Below are 23540 nucleotides of genomic sequence, written 5' to 3' on the forward strand. Positions count from 1 at the left end.
CGCTCAGGCCCGCCAGACCCGGCCCTGCAGCAGCGCCTCGGCGCCGACCCAGACGAAGTTCATCATCCGGGTCGCGGTGTGCTCCGGGTCCTCCTCCTCGTGGTCGGCGAGCCAGTCGGCGAGGGACTCGGCCGCCCCGACGTACGCGTAGGCCATGGCCAGGAAGTCGTCGGGGCGCGCCGGCACCACGGCGTCGGCCTGCGCGCACGCGCCCTCCAGCAGCCCGGCGACGACCTCGACGATCCGGGCCCGCATCCCGGCCAGCTCGCCGGCGAAGTGCGGCTCGCTGCGGGCCTGGCGGTAGAGCACCCGCCAGCCGTCGCGGTGCTTGCCGACGAAGGCGAAGAACGCCCGCAGCCCGTTCCACAGCTGCTCGTCGGGGCGCGCGGTGGGCACGACGCCGGCCGCGACCGCCTCCATCAGCCGGGTCGCCTCGCGCTGCAGGCAGGCCACGAACAGCTCGTCCTTGGCGCCGAGGTAGGCGTACACCATCGGCTTGGAGATGCCGGCGACCTCCGCGATCTCGTCCATCGACGCGGCGTGGAACCCCCGGCTGGAGAAGACCTTCACCGCGGCGTCGAGCATCTGCTGTTCGCGGACGACGCGCGGAAGCCGTTTGAGCATCTTGCCTCCCTACCTACTCGTGCGTAAGGTTACGCACGAGTAGCTTATTTCTCAATGGAGGGCACTTCCATGTCCGATCTCGACGCCCTGGGCGACTTCGACAACATCGACCCGAAGCAGTTCGCGGCGCTGGTGAAAACCGCGCCGGACTCCCAGCTGGCCGACATCATGAGCAGCCCGCAGCGCAAGAGAATCCTGGACACGATCTTCTCCCGGTTCCCCGAGCTGTTCCGGGCCGACCGCGCCGGCTCGACCAACGCGGTCATCCACTGGAACATCACCGGCGCACCGGACAGCGGCGCCGACTCCTACGAGCTGGTCATCGCGAACGGGGCCTGCGCCCTGTCGCCCGCACCCGACCAGGACCCGAAGCTCTCGATCACCGTCGGCCCGGTCGACTTTCTCAAGGTCGTCTCCGGCGTCGGCAACCCCATGATGATGTTCATGACCGGCAAGCTCAAGGCCAAGGGCGACCTCGGCCTGGCCGCCAACATCGCGAACCTCTTCGACATCCCGAAGGCCTGACGTTCATGCCCGAGTTCTCGCTCGACCTGAACGAGGAACAGCGGGATCTCCGCGACTGGGTGCACGGCTTCGCGGCCGAGGTCGTGCGCCCGGTCGCCGCGGAGTGGGACGCCCGCGAGGAGACGCCCTGGCCGGTGATCCAGGAGGCGGCGAAGATCGGGCTGTACGGCTTCGAGTTCCTCGCCAACGCCTGGGCGGACCCCTCCGGCCTCTCGCTGTGCCTCGCCAACGAGGAGCTGTTCTGGGGCGACGCCGGCATCGGCATGGCGATCTTCGGCACCAGCCTCGCCGTGGCCGCCATCTACGGCAGCGGCACGCCCGAGCAGATGGTGGAGTGGGTGCCGCAGTGCTTCGGCGACGCCGCCGGCCCCAAGGTCGCCGCGTTCTGCACCACCGAGCCCGAGGCCGGCTCCGACGTCGGCTCGATGCGCACCCGCGCCCGCTACGACGAGGCCACGCACGAGTGGGTGATCAGCGGCCAGAAGGCGTATGCGACCAACGGCGGCATCGCCAACGTGCACGTGGTGACCGCGAGCGTCGAACCCGAGCTCGGCTCGCGCGGGCAGGCCGCGTTCATCGTCCCGCCGGGCACCAAGGGCCTGGACGGCTCGAAGAAGCTCAAGAAGCTCGGCCTGCGCGCCTCGCACACGGCCGACGTGTTCCTCGACGAGGTCCGGGTCCCCCGCGAACTGGTGCTCGGCGGCAAGGACGCGCTCGACGAGCGCCTCGCCCGGGCCCGCGAGGGGCGCCGGTCGCAGGGGCAGGCCGCGATGCGCACGTTCGAGCTGTCCCGCCCGGCCGTCGGGGCGCAGGCGCTCGGGGTGGCGCGAGCGGCGTACGAGTACGCGCTGGAGTACGCCAAGGGCCGCGTGCAGTTCGGCCGCCCGATCATCGAGAACCAGGCGATCGCGTTCGCCCTGGCCGACATGCGCATGGAGATCGACGCGGCCCGGCTGCTGGTCTGGCGCGCGGCCTGGATGGGGCGCAACAACCGCGTCTTCGAGGCCGGCGAGGGCTCGATGAGCAAGCTCAAGGCCGGCGAGGTGGCCGTGGCGGTCACCGAGAAGGCGGTGCAGATCCTCGGCGGCGCGGGCTTCCTGCGGGAGCACCCGGTCGAGCGCTGGTACCGCGATTGCAAGATCTACACCATCTTCGAGGGCACCAGCGAGATCCAGCGCCTGGTGATCTCCCGCGCGATCTCAGGGATGTACATCCGCTGATCTCGCGAACATCGGTCGCGAGGGGGTAGTTTTCGGACTTATCCCTCACGCCCGAAGAAACATGAACGAGGAGTCCCCGCCAATGGACGCCGGATTCGTACTGCGCACGCTCGCCCGCCGCAAGGTCCTCACCCCCGCCGCCCCCGCCCGGATGGTCCGCCAGCTCAACGCCCTGCGGCGGTGGGGCTTCGGGTTGTACGGCGAGATGCGCTCCGCCGCCGGCCGCGACCCGGGCCGCGTCGCGATCATCGACGAGCGCCGCCAGGTCACCTACGGCGAGCTCGACCTGCGCGTCCGCCGCCTCGCCAACGCCCTGCGCGCCGAGCGGGGCATCCGCGTCGGCGACCGGGTCGGGCTGCTGTGCGAGAACTCCGCGACGATGGTCGAGGCGATGATGGCCGTCGTCGCGCTCGGCGCGCAGGCGGTGCTGGTCAACACCGGGCTGGGCAACGCGCAGGTCGAGACGGTCGCCCACGACCAGGGCCTGCAGCTGCTGCTGCACGACGAGGTGTTCCTGGGCATGCTGGCGGCTGTCCCGCCGAACCTGCCGCGGCTGTCGACCGAGCGGCTCGAGGAGCTGATCCACCGCTCGCCGTCGGCCGACATCTCCCCACCGGCGCAGCCGGGGTCGATCGTGGTGCTGACCAGCGGCACCACGGGCGCGCCGAAGGGGGCCCGGCGCCGCAACCCGGCCGGGCTCGGCCCGCTCGCCACGGTCGTGTCGCGCATCCCGCTCAACGCCGGCGAGCGGATGTTCGTGGCCGCCCCGCTGTTCCACACCTGGGGGCTCGCCGCCCTGCAGCTGTGCCTCGCGCTGCGCGGCACCATCGCCCTGAACCGCCGCTTCGCGCCCGCGAACGCCCTGGCCTCGATCAACGTGCATCAATGCACGTCGCTCTTCGCAGTACCGGTGATGCTGCAGCGGATCCTCGAGGCGCCCGCGGTGGCGAAGGCTCCCACGCTGAAGGTGGTCGCCGTCTCGGGCTCGGCGCTGACCGGCCCACTGGCGACGCGGTTCATGGATGTGTACGGCGACGTGCTGTACAACCTCTACGGCTCCACCGAGGCCTCGTGGGCCTCGATCGCGATCCCGAAGGAGCTGCGCGCGGCCCCGGGCACGGCCGGCCGTCCCCCGCGCGGCACGCGCATCGCGATCCTGTCCTCGGCCGGCGCCCTCCAGCCGACCGGCATGGTCGGGCGGATCTTCGTCGGCAACGACATGCTCTTCGAGGGCTACACCAACGGCACCGGCCGGGAGTACTACGGCGACCTCATCGCCACCGGCGACGTCGGCCACCTCGACCCCGACGGCCTGCTCTTCGTCGACGGGCGCGAGGACGACATGGTCATCTCCGGCGGCGAGAACGTGTATCCGGTCGCGGTCGAGGACGTGATCGCCGAACTGCCCCAGGTGCGCGAAGTGGCGGTGGCCGGGGTCCCGGACCAGGAGTTCGGGCAGCGGCTGGCGGCCTGGATCGCGCTGCATCCGGGCGAGGCGGTCGACGCCGACGCGGTGCGCGAGTACGTGCGGCACCGGCTGGCCCGCTTCTCCGTTCCGCGGGATGTGTACTTTGTGACGGCACTTCCCCGCAATGCGACGGGAAAGGTCGTTCGTCGCCAGCTTTTTCCCAGCTAGGGCCGGTATCCTGGGTCGTCCGATGGACAGCTTATGGTTCGAAATCGCCCTGGTCCTACTCCTCACTCTGTTCAACGCCGCGTTCGCCGGTAGCGAGATGGCGCTCATCTCGCTGCGCGAGGGGCAGCTGCGCCGGCTGGAGCGCCGCGACGGCGCCGGGCGCGCGCTGGCCCGCCTCGCCCGCGACCCGAACCGCTTCCTGTCCACCATCCAGATCGGCATCACGCTCGCCGGCTTCCTGGCCTCGGCCACGGCGGCGGTCTCGCTCGCCGAGCCGGTCGAGCCGCTGCTGGGCTTCCTCGGCGCGGGCGCCGGCCCGATCGCGATCGTGCTGGTCACCCTGGTACTCACCTTCGTCACCCTGGTCATCGGCGAGCTCGCCCCGAAGCGGATCGCCATGCAGCGGGCCGAGGGCTGGGCGATGGCCGTGGCCCGGCCGCTGCGGGTGCTCTCCACGCTGCTGCGCCCGGCGAACTGGGTACTCTCCGCCGCGAGCGACCTCGTGGTCCGCGCCGCCGGGGCCGACCCGCGCCGCCGCCAGGACGAGATCGGCCCGGAGGAGCTGCGCGACCTGGTCGCGTCCCAGCCGACCTTCACCCGCCAGCAACGCGAGATCATCTCCGGCGCCGTCGAGATCGCGGAGCGCAGCCTGCGAGCGGTGCTGGTACCGCGGCCGATGGTCTTCGCTCTGCACGCCACCACGCCCGTCGCGCAGGCCGCCGCCGAGCTCGCCGCGTCCGGCCACGCCCGCGCCCCGGTGATCGAGAACGGCGACCTGGACAGTGCGGCCGGGATCGTACACTGGGCGGACCTGGTGCGCGCCCCCGGCGGAACGGTCCGCGACGTGATGCGCCCGGCGCTGCTGCTGCCCGAGTCGCTGCCGGTCGCCGACGCGCTGCAGCGGTTCAAGGCCGAGCGGCAGGAGCTCGCCCTGGTCGTCGACGAGCGCGGGGCGATCGACGGCATCGTGACGCTCACCGACGCCGTCGCCGAGGTGGTCGGCTCGGTCGCCGGCCATGACGCCGGCTCGCCCGTGAGCCGCAACCCCGACGGCACCGTGCTCCTGCCCGGCACGTTCCCGATCCACGACCTGGAGGACGTCCGCATCCAGCTGGAGATCGCCCCCGACGCGCCCTTCACCACGGTCGCCGGCCTGGTGCTGGCCCGGCTGGGGAAACTGCCGGACGCCCCCGGCGAGACGGTGACCGTCCAGGACTGGCGGTTCACCGTCTCTCAGGTCCGCGGCCGAGCCATCACCGCGATTTCAGCCGCGCGAGTCACCCAGGGTTAGCGAATGTCGCTCCGGGTGACGGGTTTCGCGGGAATTTTTTGGATCTTGGTAAGCTAAGTCCAGGAATGAGCGCGCGGGCCGACCGGGCTGCTCTACTGCGTGACCGGGCAGAGCGTGAGGTTCGGGTCGGTGGCTTCTCAGCGTCAGCTTCGGCTCCGACCCGTCCTTTGGCAGCGTGACTATCAGCGAAACCTCCGCCATCGCGCGCTGCCGTGGCCGGCCTGGCGCTGGCCCGGCTTGGCCGTGGCCAGCACCGCAGTCGCGGTGTGTCAGGGGTAGAGGGTCAGCTCCGGCGCCGACGCGATGCGGACCAGCTGATCCGAGGTGTACGGCGGGTCGTACCCGGGGTCCGGGCAACGCCCGATGACAACGATCTGGGTGCCGTCCTGCCGGTAGACGTTGATCTGGTAGCCGCGGGCGTCCAGCATCGGTTCCCCGTGGACCCGCACGATCGAGCCATCGATGACCTGTTGGCTGCAGTCCTTCTGGCCCGGGCGGCAGGCCAGCGCGGACGCGGCCACCTCTGGCCTGTCCGCGCCGGCCTGGACGATCACGGAGAGGAAGGAGCGGCGGCCGTTCACGGGCTCGAACTCGGCCGCATAGTTGTAGGCGGTCACCATGTGCGGGTCGCGGATGAAGCGCGGCGGCGCGCTCTTGTCGACGCCCGCGTCGTGCCCCTTGAAGCCCGGCAGCTCGCGGGCGATCAGCGCGTCGACGGCGTTGGTGAGCCGCTTGATCGCCGCGCCGCAGTCCTCGCTCACCGGGTGCCGCGGCTGCCCGCCGCCCACCACGACCGGGCCGGTCGCCACCGGGGTCGGGCAGGGCAGCGGCGCCCGCGACGCGGTCGTCGCCCCCGAGCTCGCGGCGACCACGGGCGGCGGGGCCTGGCTCTCGCCGAAGTACCGCGGCAGCGTCATGACGCCGGCCGCAAGCACTGCCACCGCGGCGACGCCGCCGAGCAGGCGCAGGCCGCGGGCGCGGCGGTGTTCGCCGGCGATGAGCCGGTCGACGTCGATCGCGGTGGGCGGCGGGGCGGCGCTCGCCTCGTACAGCTCGCCTCTCAGGTCCACAGCGCGTCTCCCTCGCTGACGTGGGCCCGCAGCGACTCCAGCGCCCGGGCCGCCTGGCTCTTCACGGTCCCCTCGCTGCAGCCCAGCGCCTCGGCCGTCTCCTCGACGGAGAGGTCGCAGAAGTACCGCAGGACCAGCACGGCCCGGCGGCGCGGGGGTAGCGAACCCAGCAGGGAGAGCACGGCGAGCCGCCGGTCGAGGTCCCCCGCGCCGGCGGCGGGCTCGGGCAGTTCCTCCGTGGCCGACTCGCGGCGCCAGGGGCGGCGGCGTTCGTCGAGCCACGCACGCATGAGGATGCGGCGGACGTACGCGTCGAGGTTCTCGAACTGTGACGCGCGCCGCCAGTGCCGGTACAGCTTCACCAGCACCGTGGCGGCGAGGTCGTCGGCGGTGTGCCAGTCGCCGCACAACAGGAACGCGGTGCGGCGCAGGCGTTCGAGGTTGCCGGCGACGTACTCGCGATAGGACTGCTCCGGCGTCATCCGTTTCCTCCCGTGTGGGTACGTGGAGGAAACGGAGGCATCAGGACGCCGGGTTGCCTACGGCAGCGAGATTCTTCCCTCCGCCGCGGCCAGGGCGATGTCGGTGCGGTATTGCGCGCCGTCGAACGAGATCCCGCGGACGATCGCGTAGGCCGCGTCGCGGGCCTCGGCGAGCGTCTCGCCAAGGGCGGTGCAGGCCAGCACCCGGCCGCCGGCGGTGACGAGCGCGCCGTTCTCGCGGCGGGCGGTGCCCGAGTGCAGCACACCGGGGACGCCGTCGGCGCCGGTGATCACGTCGCCCTTGTGCGCGGACTCGGGGTAGCCGGCGCTGGCCATGACCACGCACACGGACGCGCCCGAGCGCCAGGCCAGCGGCGGGTCCTCGGCGAGCTTGCCGACCGCGGCGGCGTGCAGGACGCCGGCCAGCGGGGTCTCCAGCCGGGCCAGGACGGCCTGCGTCTCCGGGTCGCCGAAGCGGCAGTTGAACTCGATGACCTTCGGGCCGTCCTTGGTCAGCGCCAGCCCGACGTAGAGCGTCCCGCTGAACGGCGTCTCCCGTCGGCGCATCTCGGCCAGCGTCGGCTGGACCACGCTCGCCATGACCTGCTCGACGAGGTCGGGCGGGGCCCACGGCAGCGGCGAGTAGGCGCCCATGCCGCCGGTGTTCGGGCCGCGGTCGCCGTCGAAGATGCGCTTGAAGTCCTGCGCGGGCTGCAGCGGCACGGCCGCCACGCCGTCGGTCACCACGAACAGCGACACCTCGGGGCCGGCGAGATACTCCTCGACGACGACCCGATCGCAGGCCGCCGCGTGCGCGAGCGCCGCGTCGCGGTCCTCGGTCACGACCACGCCCTTGCCCGCGGCCAGCCCGTCGTCCTTGACCACATACGGCGGCCCGAACTCCTCCAGCGCCGCCGCCACCTCCTCCGGCGTGGTGCAGACGAACGAGCGCGCGGTCGGCACCCCGGCCGCGGCCATCACGTCCTTGGCGAACGCCTTCGAGCCCTCCAGCTGCGCCGCCGCCTCCGACGGGCCGAAGCAGGGGATGCCCTTGGCGCGCACCGCGTCGGCGACCCCGGCGACCAGGGGCGCCTCGGGCCCGACGACCACCAGGTCCGCGCCGGTCTCGACGGCCAGCGCGGCCACGGCGGCCGGGTCCAGCGGGTCGACGGCGACGATCTCGCCCAACGCGGCCAGGCCCGGGCTGCCGGGGGCGCTGACGAGGGCGGTCACGGCCGGGTCGACGGCCAGGGCGGCGGCGAGCGCGTGCTCACGGCCGCCCGTTCCGATGAGGAGTACGCGCACGGGCACAGCTTAGAGGAGGCTGTGGCGTACGACGTTCTCGTCCCGCCCCGGTCCCACGCCGATGACGGACACGCGGGTGCCGGCCAGTTCCTCGATGCGCTCGATGTAGCGGCGGGCGTTGGCCGGCAGCTCCTCGAACGTCCGGGCGCCGGAGATGTCCTCCCACCAGCCCGGCAGCTCCTCGTAGACCGGGGTCGCGTGGTGGAACTCGGTCTGCGTCATCGGCATGTCGTCGGTGCGCTTGCCGTCCACCTCGTACGCCACGCAGATCGGCACGGTCTCGAGGCCGGACAGCACGTCGATCTTGGTCACGACCAGGTCCGTGATGCCGTTGAGCCGGGTGGCGTACTTCGCGACGACGGCGTCATACCAGCCGGTGCGCCGCTCGCGACCGGTCGTCGTGCCGTACTCCCGGCCGACCTTGCGCAGGTGCACACCGTTCTCGTCGAACAGCTCGGTCGGGAACGGGCCGGAGCCGACCCGGGTGGTGTAGGCCTTCGTCACGCCGATCACCCGGGTGATCGCGGTCGGCGGGATGCCCGCGCCGACGCAGGCGCCGCCCGCGGTCGGGTTGGACGAGGTCACGAATGGGTACGTGCCGTGGTCCATGTCGAGCATGGTGGCCTGGGCGCCCTCGAGCAGGACCGTCCGGCCCTCCTCCAGCCCCTTCCACAGCACCTGCCGGGTGTCGGTGATGTACGGCCGCATCCGCTCGGCGTAGGTGAGGTATTCCTCCACCACCGCGTCGACGTCGATCTCCTTGCGGTTGTACACCTTGAAAAGCACCTGGTTGCGCTCGCGCAGCACGATTTCGAGCTTCTTGCGCAGGATGCCCGGGTCGAGCAGGTCCTGCACGCGGATGCCCATGCGCGCGACCTTGTCGCCGTAGGCGGGCCCGATGCCGCGCCCGGTGGTGCCGATCCGCGACGAGCCCAGATAGCGCTCGACCACCCGGTCCAGGGCCCGGTGGTGCGGCATGATGAGGTGTGCGTCACCCGAGATCATCAGGCGGGACACGTCCACGCCCCGCTCGGCCAGGCCGTCGATCTCGGTCAGCAGCACCTTCGGGTCGACCACGACCCCGTTGCCGATCACGATGGCCGCGTTGGGCCAGAGCGCGCCGGACGGCATGAGGTGCAGTGCGAACTTCTGACCGTCGGGCGTCACCACGGTGTGACCCGCGTTGTTGCCACCCGAGTAGCGCACGACGTAGTCGACGCCGCCGCCAATCATGTCGGTAACCTTGCCTTTGCCCTCGTCGCCCCACTGTGCGCCGATGAGCACGATCGCTGGCATGTCTGCTCGCCCTCCAAGGTCGGGCGACCCGCGTTCGCCCAGGGTGCCAGGCTAACAACCTTCGGAAAGGCAGGCTGACTACGGTGGTCGACATCGTGCTGCTCACGCTCGGCGAAGACACGCAGTGTGGCTGCGACAACGGCGCGTGCGGCACTCGTACCCCTATTCTCTCCTGCCGCGACGCGCTGCGCACGGCGAGTGCCGAGGTCCGGACCGTCGTGGCGCACGACGACAAGGAGATCGACGAGGCCCTGCGGGCCCTGCCCGAGGCGCGGCTGATCGTCGCGACGGCCGCCGACGGCCAACTGCGGGCCGTCATGCGCCGGCTCGTGCGGCTGTACGCCCCTGCGTCCAGCAAACGCCCCGACGCCCTCCCCGGCGACCGCACGATCCCCGACCTGCCCCCGATCGGCATCCTCCCGCTCGGCCCGGACGCGACCGACCTGGCCACCCGGCTGGGCCTGCCCCGCTCCCCGGCCGACGTGGCGGCCGCGGTCCTGGGCGGCCAGGTCCGCCGCCTGGACCTGCTGCGCAACGACGGCGGCTCGATCACGCTGGACGGCGCCCTGCTCGGCGGGATCAACACCGAGGGCACCGCGAGCACCTACCTGGCCCGCGTCGAGGTCGACGACGCCGTCCTGGCCGACGGCACCGAGCCGGTCCTGATGTCGGTGGTCGCCAACGCCGAGCGCTACGCCACGGTCGACGGCCTGCCCCTGGTCACCGCGCCGGCGATCGACGACGGCATGCTGGACGTGGCGGTCGCGGTCCCGGTCGCGTCCCGCCGCCTCTTCCGCCGCCCCCGGGTGGAGATCCAGGTCCGCCGCGCCCACGGCCGCGCCGTGGCGATCCACCCCCGCGCCGACGTCCCGTTCGTCGACGACGGCGTGGAGGGCACCCTCACCCACAAGCGATCGTGGTGGATGGAGCGGGGTGCCTGGGCCGTGTACGTGCCATAGGGCCCTTCCCCGCAGGCCGGACTCTTCAGATGTGTCGAAGGTCGAACCCGTCGCATACGGTGGTAGGGCACCGCCCGGGGAGGGAATCGACCGTGAACGACATGATCTGGCCGCCGGACGAGAACATCGACGGCCGGCGGACTGACCGCTCACCCAAGCCGGACGCCGGCTCCGACCATGTCGGCTCGCCCTGGTCCCAGCCCCCCGGCTCGGTCGACCCGCTGGCCTGGCCCCCGGCCCGCGACGCCACCCGCGAGGCGGCCCGGGAGAACGCCGGCAACCCCGGCCCAGGCCGCGCCGACGCCCCGAACGACGAGGCGGCCCTCCGGCACGGCCGCCCGATCCCACACACCCCGACCCCGGGCGAGCCCATCCCCACCTCAGGCGCACCGGGCGCCATCCCGATCTCGGGCGGCAACGGCATCCCCGTCTCGGGCGGCATCCCGGTCGGCGGCCCATTCGGCAGCCCGTTCGCCGACCCTCCCGGCCCGGCCACCGGTCCCGCATCCTCCGGGGGCCCGGCTGCTACCTCGGGCCCGCCCGCACCCACCTCCGGTCCGCCGGTGCCGGCCCCCGGACCGGTTTCCGGGCCGCCTGGTCCGACTGCGGCTTTTCCGGGTTCGCTCGGCCCCAGCCCGTTCTCGACACCACCGGGGACTCTTCCGCCGCCCGGCTCGCCCGCCTGGCCGCCGGCGGGCGGCCCCATGCCCGGACCACCGCCGGCTCCGGGGCCTGTGCCCGGACCGCCACCGACGGAGGGCCCGGTGCCGCCCCCGCCTGGTCCGGTTCCTGGCCCGCCCATGTCCGGCCCTCCGGCGCCCGGTCTCGCCGGTCCTCCCGTGCCGGGTCCGCCTGTGCCCGGTCCCTCCATGTCCGGCCCTCCGCTGCCCGGCCCGGGCGGTCCGCCCCTGGCTGGTCCGCCAATGCCCGGCCCGTCCGTGTCCGGCCCTCCACTGCCCGGTCCAGGCGGTCCCCCCATGTCGAGTCCGCCAGTGCCTGGCCCGTCAGTGTCCGGCCCTCCGGGCCCTCCGCTGCCCGGTCCAGGCGGTCCACCCCTGGCCGGTCCGCCGGTGTCCGGTCCTCCCGGTCCTCCGCTGCCCGGCCCGGGCGGTCCGCCTGTGTCCGGCCCTCCTGCGCCCGCTGTTCCCGTGGCCGGGGCCGGTGGGCAGCCGTCGGCGCCGCCGACTCAGGCGCTTCCCGTGCTCGGATCGCCGCCGCAGGGCCCGGCGCCCGTGCGGTCCTTCGCTGCCGTTCCCCCTGGATCGGGACAAACACCGCATTCCGGACCCGCTGGCGGTCCGCCGATGCCGCCGCTCGGAGCCGGCCCGGACGGCCGGCCGGCGAACGTGCCAGGTCCCGGCATGCCTCCGCCCGGGATGCCTTCACCCACCACGCCGGATCCCAACATGCCGGGCCAGGTCGTGCCGGGACCCAACATGCCGGGTTCGAGCAACCCGCCGGGGCCATACGCGCAGCCCGGGCCGAATAACCAGCCGGGGCCGTATGCACAGGCCGGGCCGAACAGCCAGCCGGGGTCGAGCAACCAGCCGGGGCCGTACGGGGCGCTGATGGGGTACGCGGACCCGCTTGCCGGGGCGCCGCCCGGGCCGGGGCAGCTCATGGGGCCGCCGGCCGGGGCTGTCGTGCCGCCGTTGCCGCCCATGCCGCAGGACAACTGGCACGATGGCACGACGCCCACCGCTGAGGAGTTCGCGCGGCGGCGGCAGGCCAAGCCCGTCGACCCGGTGGCGTCGCGCGGCGTGCGTGGGGCGATCGCCAAGGGGACGATGGGGCTGGTCTCGGTCGCGCCCGGTAAGCGCGAGCTCGAGTTTCGCCAAGAAGTCGAGATGGTCCGCCGCAACTTCGGCGGGCTGCGCCAGGTTACCGTCGTCAACCCCAAGGGCGGCGCCGGCAAGACCGTGGCGGTGCTGCTGCTCGCGATGACGTTCGGGCAGAAGCGCGGCGGCTACGTGCTGGCCTGGGACAACAACGAGACGCAGGGCACGCTCGGCATGCGGGCCCAGCAGGACTTCCACAGCCGCACGGTGCGCGATCTGCTCCACGACCTCGGCAACTTCAAGGGAGCGCAGGGGCGGATCGGGGACCTGTCGCAGTACGTGCGCGCGCAGGGCGAGGGCATGTTCGACGTGCTCGCGTCGGACGAGTCGGCGACCGCCGGTGAGATGCTCACCGCCGACGCGTTCGGGGAGATCCGGGACGTGGTCAGCCGGTTCTACAAGCTGATCGTGGTCGACACCGGCAACAACGTGCGGGCCGAGAACTGGCAGGCCGCGATCGACGCGACCGACCAGCTCGTGGTCACGATGTCGGCGCGCAACGACTCGGCCGAGACCGCCTCACGCATGCTCGATCATCTCGAGCAGCACGGCCGGCAGCGGCTGGTGCGCCAAGCGGTGACCGTCGTGTCGATGCCGCCGAGCCGCCGGCACGTGGACGTCCCGGCGATCACCCGGCACTTCGCGGCCCGGACCCGGACCGTGCTCATCGTGCCCTACGAGCGGTTCATCGACTCGGGCGAGCCGATCCGCTACCCGGGCCTGTCGGCCGCGAGCCGCGACGCCTGGCTCAAGGTCGCCGCGGCCGTGTCGGAAGGGCTCTGAAAAACGTGTCTGAAGGGCTCTGAGCAGAGGGTCCTCAGGAGAGTGCGGCCGCCGCGGCCGGGTCGCAGTCGCGCAGGAAGGTGGCGCAGCGCTCGGCCTCGTCGGTCTCGCCGATCGCCCCGGCGGCGAGCCCGAGCGCGTGCAGCGCCCGCAGGAACCCCTGGTTGGGCTCGTGCGACCACGGCACAGGGCCGGTGCCGCGCCAGCCGTTGCGCCGCAGTTGGTCCAGGCCGCGGTGGTAGCCGGTCCGCGCGTAGGCGTAGGCGGTCACCGGCTCGCCGGCGGCCAGTGCCAGCTCGGCCAGGCGCGCCCAGGCGGCACTGTGGGAAGGGAACGCCGCGGCGACCGCCTTGACGGCCTCCTCGGTGTCGGCCTTGGCGAGCAGTTCGGCGGAGTGCGACTCGACGGGCAGCCGGGTGGCCGGGGGCTCCGGCAGCAGGTTCTGCATGCCGCAATTACACCAGATGCGCCCCGGCACGCCCTGACTGAACGGTTGAGGCCGCGCGGGGCGCACGGGGGGTGCGCGCGCTCTGGGGCGAGTACTACAAGTCAACTACCCGCCCATGAATTGGGCGGGCTTGCAGGTCACTTCCCCACTGGCGGTGGGGTCAGGCCGCGTGCGGGCGGTTGACTGCGCCCCAGCCCTCGACACCACGCTGGGCGATGTTGAGGGCCGCATTGTGATCGGCGTGGGCAACGACCCCGCACGACCGACAGTTGAACGTTTCCTGGTCAGGCCGGTTCCGTGTGTCGCGGTGACCGCACCGGTTGCAGGTCTGGGAGGTGTACCGGGGGTCGACTTCGACCAGCGGTACACCCGCCCGGCGCGCCTTGTACGACAAGAACGAGCCGAACTGGTGAAACGACCACGAGGAGAGCGTGACCCGTTGGGGCTTTCGGAGCCGGACCCGGTCGCGGATCCCCGTCAGCTCTTCGACGGCGATACCCCGGCCGGTGCGTGCAGCCTCGGTCACGATGGTCTTGGCGATGACGTGGTTGACGTTCGCGGCGTGCCGCGCTTCCTTGCGGCGACGGCGGGCCAGCAGCCGTTTCGCGGACTTGGTGTTCTTCGCCTGCAACCTGGCCCGCAGCCGGGCCTGCCGGCGGCGGTAGCCGTTGAGGCGGGCCCCGGCGTAACGGTTCCCGTCGCAGTCATAGGCGATGTTGGCGATGCCCATGTCGACGCCGAGGAACCCGCCCGGGTCGAACAGCTCCGGCTCGGGGACCTCAACCGTGGCATGCAGGAACCACATGCCGTCGCGGTGGACCAGGTCGGATTCCCCGATCAGGTGGGCGGCGACGGCCTTGACCTGGTCCGGGGAACCGGTGAACGAGACCTGCTTGAGCCTGCCGTCCACGGTCCAGATCGAGACGGTGCGGGCGTCGTGCTGCCACGACAGCATCCTCGCGTCGTACGGCTGCGCGGCGTCCCAGCGGAAGCTGATCGGGTTGCGCTCAACCCGGCGGCGCCGTTTCGACCCGGGCTTTCCCAGGTTCCCGGCCCGGATGTTCGCCGCCAGGGTCTTGTACGCGTCGCAGACCTTCTTGATGACGTGCTGCGCGGCCTGAGCGCCCAGACCGTGGCCGGCCCTGATCCCGGCGTAGACGTGCCCGCGCAGGTCGTAGTTGCGGTATACCGCCGACTCGCGAGCCACAACCGCCACGTCGGACGCTGCGGTGTTGCAGGCCCGCAGGGTCGCCTCCAGCGCCGCCGCCTGTCCGGGCGCCGGCAGGAGCTTCACCTGCACCACCAGCTTCACGCCACCATCGTAGTGGCACCCCCTCGCCATGGCCCGCGAGTACATCGAAAACCAGAAACGTCCTGGTCCGTGACGGCTTCCTCCCGGCCCTGAAGGGCCGGGGTTCCAGCCTTACCAACTGCTGAAGGTCCGGAGCCTCCCCAGGAGCCGGTCAGCGATGGCTCGATCCTCGGATCGAGCCGTCGCCCTTTGCGGGGGTTTGACAGGATGTGCGCGTGCCTACCCCGCCACCGCCAGACATCGTCGCGCTGCACGACCATTCCCCGGATGAGATCGAGTCCTCGGAGGAGCTGCAGTTCCACCTGAGCCAGGGCACCCTCGCCGGCAAGGTCGTGCAGGGGCTCAACCTCGCCGCCTTCGACCTGTCCACCGTGGACGTGAACGACTCGCTCTTCATCGGCTGCCACTTCGACGGCCTCGACGGCGTCGTGGACCTGCTGCGGCGCCGGGCGGTGGTGGTGCCGGAGTTCACCGGCATCCCGTATCCGACCCATCCCTCCCAGCTGTACGACGCCGACGACCTCGCCGCCGGGTTCGCCTCCGACGGGTTCGAGGGCATGTTCGACACCGTCGTCTACCGGCACTTCCGGGCCACGGGCGGGGCGACGCCGGAGATCCGCGAGGCGGTCGCGCAGCGCATGCACGACTCGGGCGTGGACAACGCGCTGGCCAACGTCACCGCCGGCTGGATCGCCGCGCGGGGGCCGGCCGCGGCGATCGGCATCATGGGCGGGCACGCGGTGGTGCGCGGCGCGGTGGAGTACCGCAGGGCCGCGGAGCTGGCGTGGCGCCTCGCCCGCGCGGACCGCCTGGTGGTCACCGGCGGCGGCCCGGGCGTGATGGAGGCGGGCAACCTGGGCGCGTTCCTGGCCGAGCATCCGCTCGCGACCGTCCACGAGGCGATCGACGCGCTGGCGGTCGCGCCGGACTTCCACGACCACCAGCCGTACACGGCGAAGGCCCTGGAGGTCCGGGCCCGCTTCGGCCGCCCGGTCCCGCCGACGCCGGACTCGGCCCAGCCCGCCGACCAGACCGCCGTCGACCCGGTCACCTGGGCCAAGCGCGGCGGGCTGGCGATCCCGACGTGGCTCTACGGCCACGAGCCGGCCAACCTGTTCGCGGCGAAGATCGCGAAGTACTTCTCCAACGCCATCCGCGAGGACACGATCCTGCGCCTGTCCCGCGGCGGGATCGTCTTCGCCCCGGGCATGGCCGGCACCGTCCAGGAGGTGTTCCAGGCCGCGACCAAGACCTTCTACGCCAGCGACGGCGCGAGCGGCCCGTTCGTCTTCCTCGACCGGGCCCACTGGACCGAGCGGCTGCCGGTGCGCGGGCTGCTGGAGCCGCTGCTGGCCGCCTCGCCGGTCGGCGACCTGCGCCACCTGCTGCACATCACGGACGACGTGGCGGAGGCGGCGGAAATTCTGACGACCTAGGTGAGCGCGTTTCGCCATTACTGAAAGTAATGCGGCTGTTACGTTGGGTCAGCAATAGGTTGCAGAGAGGATCCAGACCCCATGCCGCAGCAACGATTCTGGCGAAAACGAGCCGTCTCACTCGGCCTGACCGCTGGTGCCGCCACCGCCATGGTCGTCGGTGGCCTGCCGCACGTGGCATACGGCGCCACGCTGACCGGCACCATCACGATCACCACCCCGACGACCGGCAAGCTCGGCGCCGACACCGCCAAGCAGGTGCTGGTGCTCACCGTCACCGGGCAGACGCTGTCCGAGGCGCTCGTCACCGGCGTGAACCTCGGCACGGACGCGAACTGCCAGAACATCCCGACGTACATCGTGACCAGTGCGACGACGATCGCGGTCAAGACCCCGACCGGCGGCTGCCCGGCGACGACGGCCCCGAACGGTGACCCCATCGACATCGTCTTCGCCGGCAACAACACGCTCAGCAAGGCCAGCGGCCTGTACTTCGTCACCCCGCCGTCGATCGCGGCGACCAGCGACAAGCCGGTGATCAACGAGAACAGCTCGCTGCTGGCGTCGACGAACCAGGTGCAGCGGTTCATCACCAACGGCGGGCAGACCGTCCGGGTGAAGGCCGCGAGCACCTACGCGTTCGACCCGCGCACCTCCCAGGGCCTCGCGGTCCAGTTCGGCGGGAAGGCGGTGACCGAGCTCAAGGTGTACGACACCAACGGCAGCCTGGTGGCCGCGACCGCGAGCGCGGCGCCGGGCGTCGGCAACTACCTCACGTTCAAGACGCCTGTCGGCCTGTCGATCAACGACGCCAGCCTGACGATCACCCAGGGCGGCGTGAGCAAGACGTTCCCGGCCTCCGACACGGGCGCCAGCGTTGTCGCCGCCCCGACGGTCACGTCGCTCAGCGTGACCTCGGGCCGGGCCAAGGGCTCGACCAACACGGTGATCACCGGCACCGGCTTCGACAAGACGCTCACCGACTACACCAGCCAGACGCCGACCTGGGCGGTCAACTTCTGCGGCACCGCGGGCACCGTCACCGCGGTCAACGCGACCGGCACGCAGCTGACCGTCACCACGCCCGACGTGACCAACAGCCCCACCGGCCTCGGCACCGGCGTCTTCGCCGGCTCCTGCCCGGTCACGGTCGTGGACTCGACGGACCCGAACACGCCGATCAGCAGCCCGATCAGCAGCGGCGGCTACTTCAACTTCCTCAACGAGTAAGCCGACATGGCAAGCGAAAGGCCCGGCCGGATTCCCGGCCGGGCCTTCGTCGTTGCGCGAAGAACTACTTGGACAGCGTGGTGCCGGTCGAGCGCAGGTGCTCGCAGGCCTCGACCACGCGGGCGGCCAGGCCGGCCTCGGCGGCCTTGCCCCAGGCGCGCGGGTCGTACGCCTTCTTGTTGCCGACCTCGCCGTCGACCTTCAGCACACCGTCGTAGTTGCTGAACATGTGGGCCGCGACCGGGCGGGTGAAGGCGTACTGCGTGTCGGTGTCGATGTTCATCTTCACCACGCCGTAGTCCAGCGCCTCGCGGATCTCCGACAGCAGCGAGCCCGAGCCGCCGTGGAAGACCAGCGACAGCGGCTTGTCCTTGCCGTACTTCGCGCCGACGGCGTCCTGGATCGTCTTGAGGATCTCCGGGCGGAGCTTGACGTTGCCCGGCTTGTAGACGCCGTGCACGTTGCCGAAGGTCAGGGCGGCCATGTAGCGGCCCTTCTCGCCCAGGCCGAGCTTCTCGACCATGGCCAGGCCGTCCTCGACGGTGGTGTAGAGCTTCTCGTCGATCGCGCCGACGACACCGTCCTCCTCGCCGCCCACGACGCCGACCTCGATCTCCAGCACGACCTTGGCTGCGGCGGTCTTGGCCAGCAGTTCCTCGGCGATGTCGAGGTTCTCGCCCAGCGGCACCGCCGAGCCGTCCCACATGTGGGACTGGAACAGCGGCTCCTCGCCCTTGGCGACGCGCTCGGCGGAGATGGAAAGCAGCGGGCGGACGAACTTGTCGAGCTTGTCCTTCGGGCAGTGGTCGGTGTGCAGCGCGATGTTGACGGAGTACTTCTTCGCGACCTCGTGCGCGAACGCGGCCAGCGCGACCGAGCCGGTGATCATGTCCTTCACGGTCGGGCCGGAGATGTACTCCGCGCCGCCGGTCGAGACCTGGATGATGCCGTCGCTCTCGGCCTCGGCGAAACCGCGGATCGCCGCGTTGAGCGTCTGCGACGAGGAGACGTTGATCGCCGGGTAGGCGAACGCGCCGGCCTTGGCGCGGTCGAGCATCTCGGCGTAGACATCGGACGAGGCGATGGGCATGACGGCGCTCCTTGACTGTTTGGATCGTGCGGTTTTTGGAGCCGACAGGCACGGGCTCCACGCGGACCGCGCTGTCCTTCACGGAGTATCTCGCAGTCTCCACCCTGCCCCGACGGCGGGTGACTGGCTCGGCGAAATACGGGGGCACGCGGCATAGCGGGCGGAACAGTCGTACGGTTGATAACGGCCCATACGGAACCCGCAACCGAGCGAGCGACAGGGAGCCCGGCGATGACCCAGCCAGATGAGGAACTGCTGACCCTCGACGAGCGTCTCGAACCGGACGTGCGCGATCCGGAGGCCTCGCCGGAGGACGCCGCCGAGCAGGCCCAGCCGGCGAATCCGCTCGACCGGCCCTACACGCCGCACGCCCGGCCGTGGGAGGCCAACGAATACGACGCGATCGAGCAGGACCGCGAGGTCGACCTCAACGACGAGTACTAAGGCCTCAGCGCCCGTATTGCGGGTGCGTGGAGAGCCACGCTCCGACGCGCCCGTCCCGCATGGCCTGGTAGAGGCCGTCGCCGCCGGGTAGCGGCTGGCGATCCGCTCCGATCGGCAGCCGCACGGCGGTGACGGCCGCTGGGTCGATGCCTTGCAGCCGGGTCGCCAGGCCGCCGAGCGAGCCGGCCTCGAGGTGCAGCTCCAGCGCGTCGCCGGCCGCGGCGAGCATGGCCGGCAGCCGCGCCCGGTCCACCGCCGCCCGGGCGAGCGCCACGAGGTACTGATGCAGCACCTTGTCGTCGCCGGAGCCCACGGCCTGGCGCAGGTAGTCGACCGCCTCGCGCGGCTCGAAGTGCCGGCAGCCCGGCTCGTAGCGCAGCGCCTCGCGCCCGTAGGAGCCGGAGAACTCGGTCTGCCCGTCACGGTTGAGGTGGTGCGAGGAGACGGGCTGCTCCACGCAGAGGTTCACGCCGCCGGCCGCGCGGGTGATCGACTCCAGGCCGGCGATGTCGACGACCGCGCCGCCGTCCAGGGGCACCCCGGTCAGGTCGGCGACCGCGTCGGCCGCGAGCCGGTAGCCGCCGAGCAGGTAGGCGCCGTCGGCGCGGCCGCGGCCCAGGCCGGGCAGGTCCAGCATCAGGTCGCGGGGGATGCTGACCTCGTACGCGGTCCGCGCCCCCGGGTTGACGTGCACGAGCACGACCGCGTTGGCGCTCACCCGGGCCAGCTCGCCGGCGGCCCGGTCGGTGCCGATGATCAGCAGGTTCAGCGGATGCCCGGGGGCGGCCACCTCCGAGGTGGCCGGGGCGCGCCGCGCCGCGAGCGGCACCCCGATCAGCATGAGGGCGACGAGCAGCCCGGTCAGGCCGATCGTCAGGCTGCCGACGGCCCGGCGGCGCAGTGCGCGCAGGCGGCGCGCATCCGCCACGATCGACTCCCCGAGCTCCGGCGGCGCGACCGGGACCAGCTCCTCGTGGCGGGCGAACGCGTCCCGGATCAGGTCGTCCATCATGGCGGGTCACCGCCGGCCAGGGCGGGCGCGACGTGCGCGCGCAGGGTGGCCAGGGCGCGGGAGATCCACGAGCGGACCGTGCCGACCGGGCAGCGCAGGACCTCGGCGATCTCGCCGTCGGTGAGCCCCTCGTAGTAGCGCAGGACCAGGGCCGCGCGCTGCTGGCGGGGCAGGCGCCCCAGCCACAGCCACATCTGGTCGCGCTCGGCGAGCCCGTCGGCGTGGTCGGCGACCGCGCGGGGGCTCAGGTCGAGGTCGGACTCGAGGTCGACGCCGCGCAGCGCGACCCGGCGCAGCCAGGAGCCGCGGTGCAGGTCGACGTACGCGTTGGTGATCATGCGCTTGACGTAGCGCTCGGGCAGGTCCGCGGCGGCGATCCGGCGCCACTTGAGCTGGGCCCGGACCATCGTCTCCTGGACGAGGTCCTGCGCCGTGTGCGGGTCGCCGGTCAGCATCACGGCGTAACGCAGCAGCGCCTGCAGCCGCGCTTCGACGAACTCCTCGAACGTCACCCGTCTCCTCCGCCCGGTCCCGACCCTAAGACGGATCGAGACCGGACGAACATTGCGGCCTTACGGGATCAGGGGCGGGAAGCTCGGGTCGAGCAGTCCGCGCTCGCGCAGCGCGACGTAGAGCGGCGTGGACTCGGGGTAGTGGCCCCAGTGGTGGTCGCCGTCGCCGGCCCCGACCCCGCCGAGCAGCTGCTGCTGGACCTGGTTGAGCCGGCTCCACCAGGGCTTGGACGGCAGCGCGGCGACCTCGTCGCGGATGGCGATCCAGCGGTACGTGTAGCCGAGGAAGACGCAGCGCCGGGTGATCTCGGAGTGGTTGTCCGAGCGGGCGTGCCAGATGCGGCGGTCGAAGAAGACCACGTCACCGGCGTTGACCTTGACCTGGATGGCGTCCTTCGGGGCCGGCCACGGCACGTCGCGCTTCGGCGGGCCGGGCAGCCAGTTGGTCTTGTGGCTGCCGGGGATGAGCGTCAGGTTGCCGCGCCCCGGCTCGGAGACGTCCGAGAGCCAGTACGCGAGCTTCACCGACAGCCGCGGGCGCGGGTCGGTCTCCAGCTCGCGGTTCTGCCGGCCGCCGTCCTGGTGCCAGTGCCACCAGTCCGGCTTCGCCGCCGGGACGGTCGGGTGCACGTCGAGGTGCGAGTGGTAGATGTGCACGTTCCAGCCGAGGATCGACCAGACGAGCGGCAGCGTCGCCGGGTGGTCGATCAGGTCGACCAGCTCCGGGCAGCTGGTGACGGCGCTGAGCAGGTGCAGCGAGCCGTCCGCCGCGCGCGGGTGCGTGGCGTGGGCGACATCGAGAACCGACGCGTAGTGGCTGACCTCGCGCGGGCTCAGCACGCCCTTCAGGATGAGGTAACCGTCCGTGTCGAACTGCTCCCGCTGCTCGCTCGTCATCGGCACCCAGCCGGTGCCCGTCGCCGGGCCGGCTGTCGTCGTCGCAGACATGCCCCGTTCTCCAGTTCCGGCGCCGTCCGCCGGCGCCTCCACAGCGAAAGACGGGTGCGGAGGCCGCCACCGGAGGTCGGCCGATCGGCCAGGGTCTTTTGACCGAACCGGACGCAACGAAATCGACCGTTATGACGTCGGTGTGCCAAATACAACTACGGAGAGTTAGCTCGCGGTGAGGGACGCGGCCAGGTAGCCGACGACCCGGTCTCGCGGCCCGCCCTCGTCCGCGGAGGTCGCCTGGTGCAGCACGCGCACGTCGGGCGCCAGGTCGCGGGCCCACGTGAGCAGTCCCCGCAGTGCGTAGCGCCCGCAGGCGCCGTGCTCGCCGATCCGGCCGGGTTCGAGCCGCACGACGGCGTCGACGGTGCCCTCGTCCGCCGCCCGCGCCTCCTCCTGTGTCAGATAGTGCGAAAGATCGGTGCTGCACAGCACCAGCGTGCCCGGCCCGGCGACGAGCGACAGCAGCGCCGCCACCGCGTCCGGCGCCGCCGCCCCGACGCACACCGGCAGCACCTTGGAGAAGCCAAGGACCTGCAGAAACGGCAGTTGTACCTCCAGTGCGTGCTCGGGCGCGTGCGGCGCGTCGTCCGCCACCGCCAGCCCGGCCGCGACCAGGTCCGCCGCGCCGCCGGTGTCGATCTCCACCGCGCCGAGCGGCGTCGACCAGTGCGCGAGTTTCGGCACGGCGATGCCCCGCAGCGGCACCCGGTGCGCGGGGCCGAGGAGCACCACGCGCTCGATGTCGCGCCGGCCGGCCAGGCGCGCGTAGGCGTGCGCGGCCGTCGGGCCCGACCAGCGGTATCCCGCATGCGGCACGACGAGGGCGAAGGATCGATCCGGCGCCGAGCGATCGGGCTGGAACGGTACGCCATCCAGGAGCGCTTCGACGGCGGAGCGCAACTCCTGGGGATCCTGCGGATAGAAGCTCCCGGCCACGGCCGGCGGCCTCACCCGATCCTCACCGGCAGCCGCCGCCTCCCCCAGGCGCCGGCGGGCCCTTCGTAGACGCCCGGGACGGCGTAGCCGCACGCGGTGCAGTGGCCGTCGTCGGTGATCTTGTACGTCAGCAGCTCGTACCAGTCGCGCACGATCACCGCGGCGCCGCAGCCGGGGCAGGTCGTGCTCTGGCCGCCGGGGTCGTGGACGTTGCCGGTGTAGACGAACCGGAGCCCGGCCTGCAGGGCGATCCTCCGTGCGCGGCGCAGCGTCTCGGGCGGGGTCGGGGGCACGTCGCGCATCTTGAAGTCGGGGTGGAACGCCGAGAAATGCAGCGGGACGTCGGGGCCGAGGTGCGTCAGCAGCCAGTCGCACTGGCGGCGCAGCTCGTCGTCGCCGTCGTTGTGCCCGGGGATGAGCAGCGTCGTGACCTCGAACCACACGTCGGTGGTGCGCAGGAACTCCAGCGTCGAGAGCACCGAGGGGAGCCGGGCGAACGTGATCTTCTCGTAGAAGCGCTCGCTGAACGCCTTGAGGTCGATGTTCGCCGCGTCGATGTGCCGGTAGAACTCCTCCCGCGGCGCCGGGTTCATGTAGCCGGCCGAGACGGCGATCGCCTTGATGCCACGTTCCCGGCAGGCGTCGGCGACGTCCATGGCGTACTCCATGAAGATCACCGGGTCGTTGTAGGTGAACGCGATCGAACGGCAGCCCAGCCGCTCGGCCTCGGCCGCCAGCCGCTCCGGTTCGGCGCTCGCGCCCAGCGTGTCGATCTCGCGGCTCTTGGAGATGTCCCAGTTCTGGCAGAACCGGCAGCCGAGGTTGCACCCGGCGGTGCCGAAGGACAGCACCGGCGAGCCGGGCAGGAAGTGGTTGAGCGGCTTCTTCTCGACCGGGTCGACGCAGAAGCCGGACGAGCGGCCGTAGGTGGTGAGCACGATCTCGTCGCCCTCGCGCTGCCGCACGAAGCAGAACCCGCGCTGCCCCTCGTGGAGCCGGCAGTTGCGGGGGCACACGTCGCACTGCACCCGCCCGTCGTCGAGCCGGTGCCAGTGTGCGGTCGCCACCACCGCCATACCTTGCAGCCTAGCCCGGCGAAATTGCCTCGGCCGCTGCTTTTCGCGCCGCCATGATGATCCG

22 protein-coding genes are annotated in these 23540 nt (G+C 72.0%); 9 read left to right on the forward strand and 13 right to left on the reverse strand.

Going from position 1 to position 23540, the window contains the following annotated elements:
- Positions 1 to 3: 3 nt before the first annotated feature.
- Positions 4 to 624: a TetR/AcrR family transcriptional regulator gene (locus tag ACQPY0_RS58265; protein ID WP_432982349.1), complete on the reverse strand. Its 621-nt coding sequence runs from the start codon at positions 622 to 624 to the stop codon at positions 4 to 6.
- A gap of 69 nt (positions 625 to 693) precedes the next feature.
- Between ACQPY0_RS58265 and ACQPY0_RS58270 the strand changes: the two genes are divergently transcribed.
- The 4 genes from ACQPY0_RS58270 (at position 694) to ACQPY0_RS58285 (ending at position 5296) form a co-directional block, all read left to right on the forward strand.
- A complete protein-coding gene (locus tag ACQPY0_RS58270) occupies positions 694 to 1149 on the forward strand; it encodes an SCP2 sterol-binding domain-containing protein (RefSeq protein ID WP_432982352.1) in 456 nt (151 codons plus the stop codon).
- Positions 1150 to 1154: 5 nt separating this feature from the next.
- Positions 1155 to 2369 carry an acyl-CoA dehydrogenase family protein gene (locus tag ACQPY0_RS58275; protein WP_432982355.1) on the forward strand — a complete coding sequence of 405 codons (1215 nt, stop codon included), beginning with the start codon at positions 1155 to 1157 and terminating at the stop codon, positions 2367 to 2369.
- A gap of 82 nt (positions 2370 to 2451) precedes the next feature.
- A complete protein-coding gene (locus ACQPY0_RS58280; RefSeq protein ID WP_432982358.1) occupies positions 2452 to 4005 on the forward strand; it encodes an AMP-binding protein in 1554 nt (517 codons plus the stop codon).
- Positions 4006 to 4027: 22 nt separating this feature from the next.
- Entirely contained in the window at positions 4028 to 5296 is a 1269-nt protein-coding gene (locus ACQPY0_RS58285; protein WP_432982361.1) for a hemolysin family protein, read from the forward strand.
- A gap of 269 nt (positions 5297 to 5565) precedes the next feature.
- Here the strand turns inward: ACQPY0_RS58285 and ACQPY0_RS58290 are convergent, their stop codons facing one another.
- The 4 genes from ACQPY0_RS58290 to ACQPY0_RS58305 are packed head-to-tail and all read right to left on the reverse strand — an operon-like array spanning position 5566 to position 9449.
- Complete coding sequence (locus ACQPY0_RS58290) at positions 5566 to 6366, reverse strand: hypothetical protein (RefSeq protein ID WP_432982364.1); 801 nt, start codon at positions 6364 to 6366, stop codon at positions 5566 to 5568.
- A complete protein-coding gene (locus ACQPY0_RS58295) occupies positions 6357 to 6848 on the reverse strand; it encodes a SigE family RNA polymerase sigma factor (RefSeq protein ID WP_432982367.1) in 492 nt (163 codons plus the stop codon). Before ACQPY0_RS58295 ends, ACQPY0_RS58290 begins: the two co-directional genes overlap by 10 nt.
- A 57-nt stretch (positions 6849 to 6905) precedes the next feature.
- A complete protein-coding gene (purD, locus tag ACQPY0_RS58300; protein ID WP_432982370.1) occupies positions 6906 to 8153 on the reverse strand; it encodes a phosphoribosylamine--glycine ligase in 1248 nt (415 codons plus the stop codon).
- A gap of 9 nt (positions 8154 to 8162) precedes the next feature.
- Complete coding sequence (locus ACQPY0_RS58305; protein ID WP_432982373.1) at positions 8163 to 9449, reverse strand: adenylosuccinate synthase; 1287 nt, start codon at positions 9447 to 9449, stop codon at positions 8163 to 8165.
- Positions 9450 to 9532: 83 nt separating this feature from the next.
- On the opposite strand from ACQPY0_RS58305, the gene ACQPY0_RS58310 reads away from it, so the two are divergent.
- Both ACQPY0_RS58310 and ACQPY0_RS58315 read left to right on the forward strand, forming a co-directional pair.
- The gene (locus tag ACQPY0_RS58310) at positions 9533 to 10408 is read left to right on the forward strand and encodes a diacylglycerol/lipid kinase family protein (RefSeq protein ID WP_432982376.1); all 876 of its coding nucleotides are present in this window, start codon (positions 9533 to 9535) and stop codon (positions 10406 to 10408) included.
- Between the two features lie 704 nt (positions 10409 to 11112).
- On the forward strand, positions 11113 to 13029 hold the full coding sequence (locus ACQPY0_RS58315; protein ID WP_432995872.1) for a chromosome partitioning protein: 1917 nt from the start codon (positions 11113 to 11115) through the stop codon (positions 13027 to 13029).
- A 34-nt stretch (positions 13030 to 13063) separates the two neighbouring features.
- Here ACQPY0_RS58315 and ACQPY0_RS58320 read toward each other — a convergent pair whose 3' ends face one another.
- Together ACQPY0_RS58320 and ACQPY0_RS58325 are read right to left on the reverse strand one after the other, a co-directional pair.
- Entirely contained in the window at positions 13064 to 13477 is a 414-nt protein-coding gene (locus ACQPY0_RS58320; protein WP_432982379.1) for a DUF3151 domain-containing protein, read from the reverse strand.
- 160 nt (positions 13478 to 13637) lie between these two features.
- Complete coding sequence (locus ACQPY0_RS58325) at positions 13638 to 14789, reverse strand: RNA-guided endonuclease InsQ/TnpB family protein (protein WP_432982382.1); 1152 nt, start codon at positions 14787 to 14789, stop codon at positions 13638 to 13640.
- Positions 14790 to 15004: 215 nt separating this feature from the next.
- Here ACQPY0_RS58325 and ACQPY0_RS58330 point away from each other — a divergent pair, with 215 nt between their 5' ends.
- Together ACQPY0_RS58330 and ACQPY0_RS58335 are read left to right on the forward strand one after the other, a co-directional pair.
- Positions 15005 to 16225: an LOG family protein gene (locus ACQPY0_RS58330; protein WP_432982385.1), complete on the forward strand. Its 1221-nt coding sequence runs from the start codon at positions 15005 to 15007 to the stop codon at positions 16223 to 16225.
- An 81-nt stretch (positions 16226 to 16306) separates the two neighbouring features.
- On the forward strand, positions 16307 to 17455 hold the full coding sequence (locus ACQPY0_RS58335) for a hypothetical protein (RefSeq protein WP_432982388.1): 1149 nt from the start codon (positions 16307 to 16309) through the stop codon (positions 17453 to 17455).
- Positions 17456 to 17519: 64 nt separating this feature from the next.
- Here the strand turns inward: ACQPY0_RS58335 and fbaA are convergent, their stop codons facing one another.
- Complete coding sequence (gene fbaA, locus ACQPY0_RS58340; protein ID WP_432982391.1) at positions 17520 to 18545, reverse strand: class II fructose-bisphosphate aldolase; 1026 nt, start codon at positions 18543 to 18545, stop codon at positions 17520 to 17522.
- A 231-nt stretch (positions 18546 to 18776) separates the two neighbouring features.
- On the opposite strand from fbaA, the gene ACQPY0_RS58345 reads away from it, so the two are divergent.
- On the forward strand, positions 18777 to 18989 hold the full coding sequence (locus ACQPY0_RS58345) for a hypothetical protein (RefSeq protein WP_432982394.1): 213 nt from the start codon (positions 18777 to 18779) through the stop codon (positions 18987 to 18989).
- A gap of 4 nt (positions 18990 to 18993) precedes the next feature.
- Here the strand turns inward: ACQPY0_RS58345 and ACQPY0_RS58350 are convergent, their stop codons facing one another.
- The 5 genes from ACQPY0_RS58350 to amrS all read right to left on the reverse strand — a co-directional run bounded on the left by ACQPY0_RS58350 (position 18994) and on the right by amrS (position 23476).
- Complete coding sequence (locus tag ACQPY0_RS58350; protein ID WP_432982397.1) at positions 18994 to 20001, reverse strand: LCP family protein; 1008 nt, start codon at positions 19999 to 20001, stop codon at positions 18994 to 18996.
- On the reverse strand, positions 19998 to 20513 hold the full coding sequence (locus tag ACQPY0_RS58355; RefSeq protein ID WP_432982400.1) for a SigE family RNA polymerase sigma factor: 516 nt from the start codon (positions 20511 to 20513) through the stop codon (positions 19998 to 20000). The genes ACQPY0_RS58350 and ACQPY0_RS58355 overlap by 4 nt, the downstream gene beginning before the upstream one ends.
- 60 nt (positions 20514 to 20573) lie before the next feature.
- A complete protein-coding gene (locus ACQPY0_RS58360) occupies positions 20574 to 21461 on the reverse strand; it encodes a phytanoyl-CoA dioxygenase family protein (RefSeq protein ID WP_432982403.1) in 888 nt (295 codons plus the stop codon).
- A gap of 165 nt (positions 21462 to 21626) precedes the next feature.
- Positions 21627 to 22415, reverse strand: a complete 789-nt coding sequence (amrB, locus tag ACQPY0_RS58365; protein WP_432982406.1) for an AmmeMemoRadiSam system protein B — start codon at positions 22413 to 22415, stop codon at positions 21627 to 21629.
- Positions 22412 to 23476, reverse strand: a complete 1065-nt coding sequence (amrS, locus tag ACQPY0_RS58370) for an AmmeMemoRadiSam system radical SAM enzyme (protein WP_432982409.1) — start codon at positions 23474 to 23476, stop codon at positions 22412 to 22414. Before amrS ends, amrB begins: the two co-directional genes overlap by 4 nt.
- Positions 23477 to 23540: the final 64 nt, after the last annotated feature.

The organism is Dactylosporangium sp. CA-233914 (assembly GCF_050942935.1).
Classification (GTDB): Bacteria; Actinomycetota; Actinomycetes; order Mycobacteriales; family Micromonosporaceae; genus Dactylosporangium.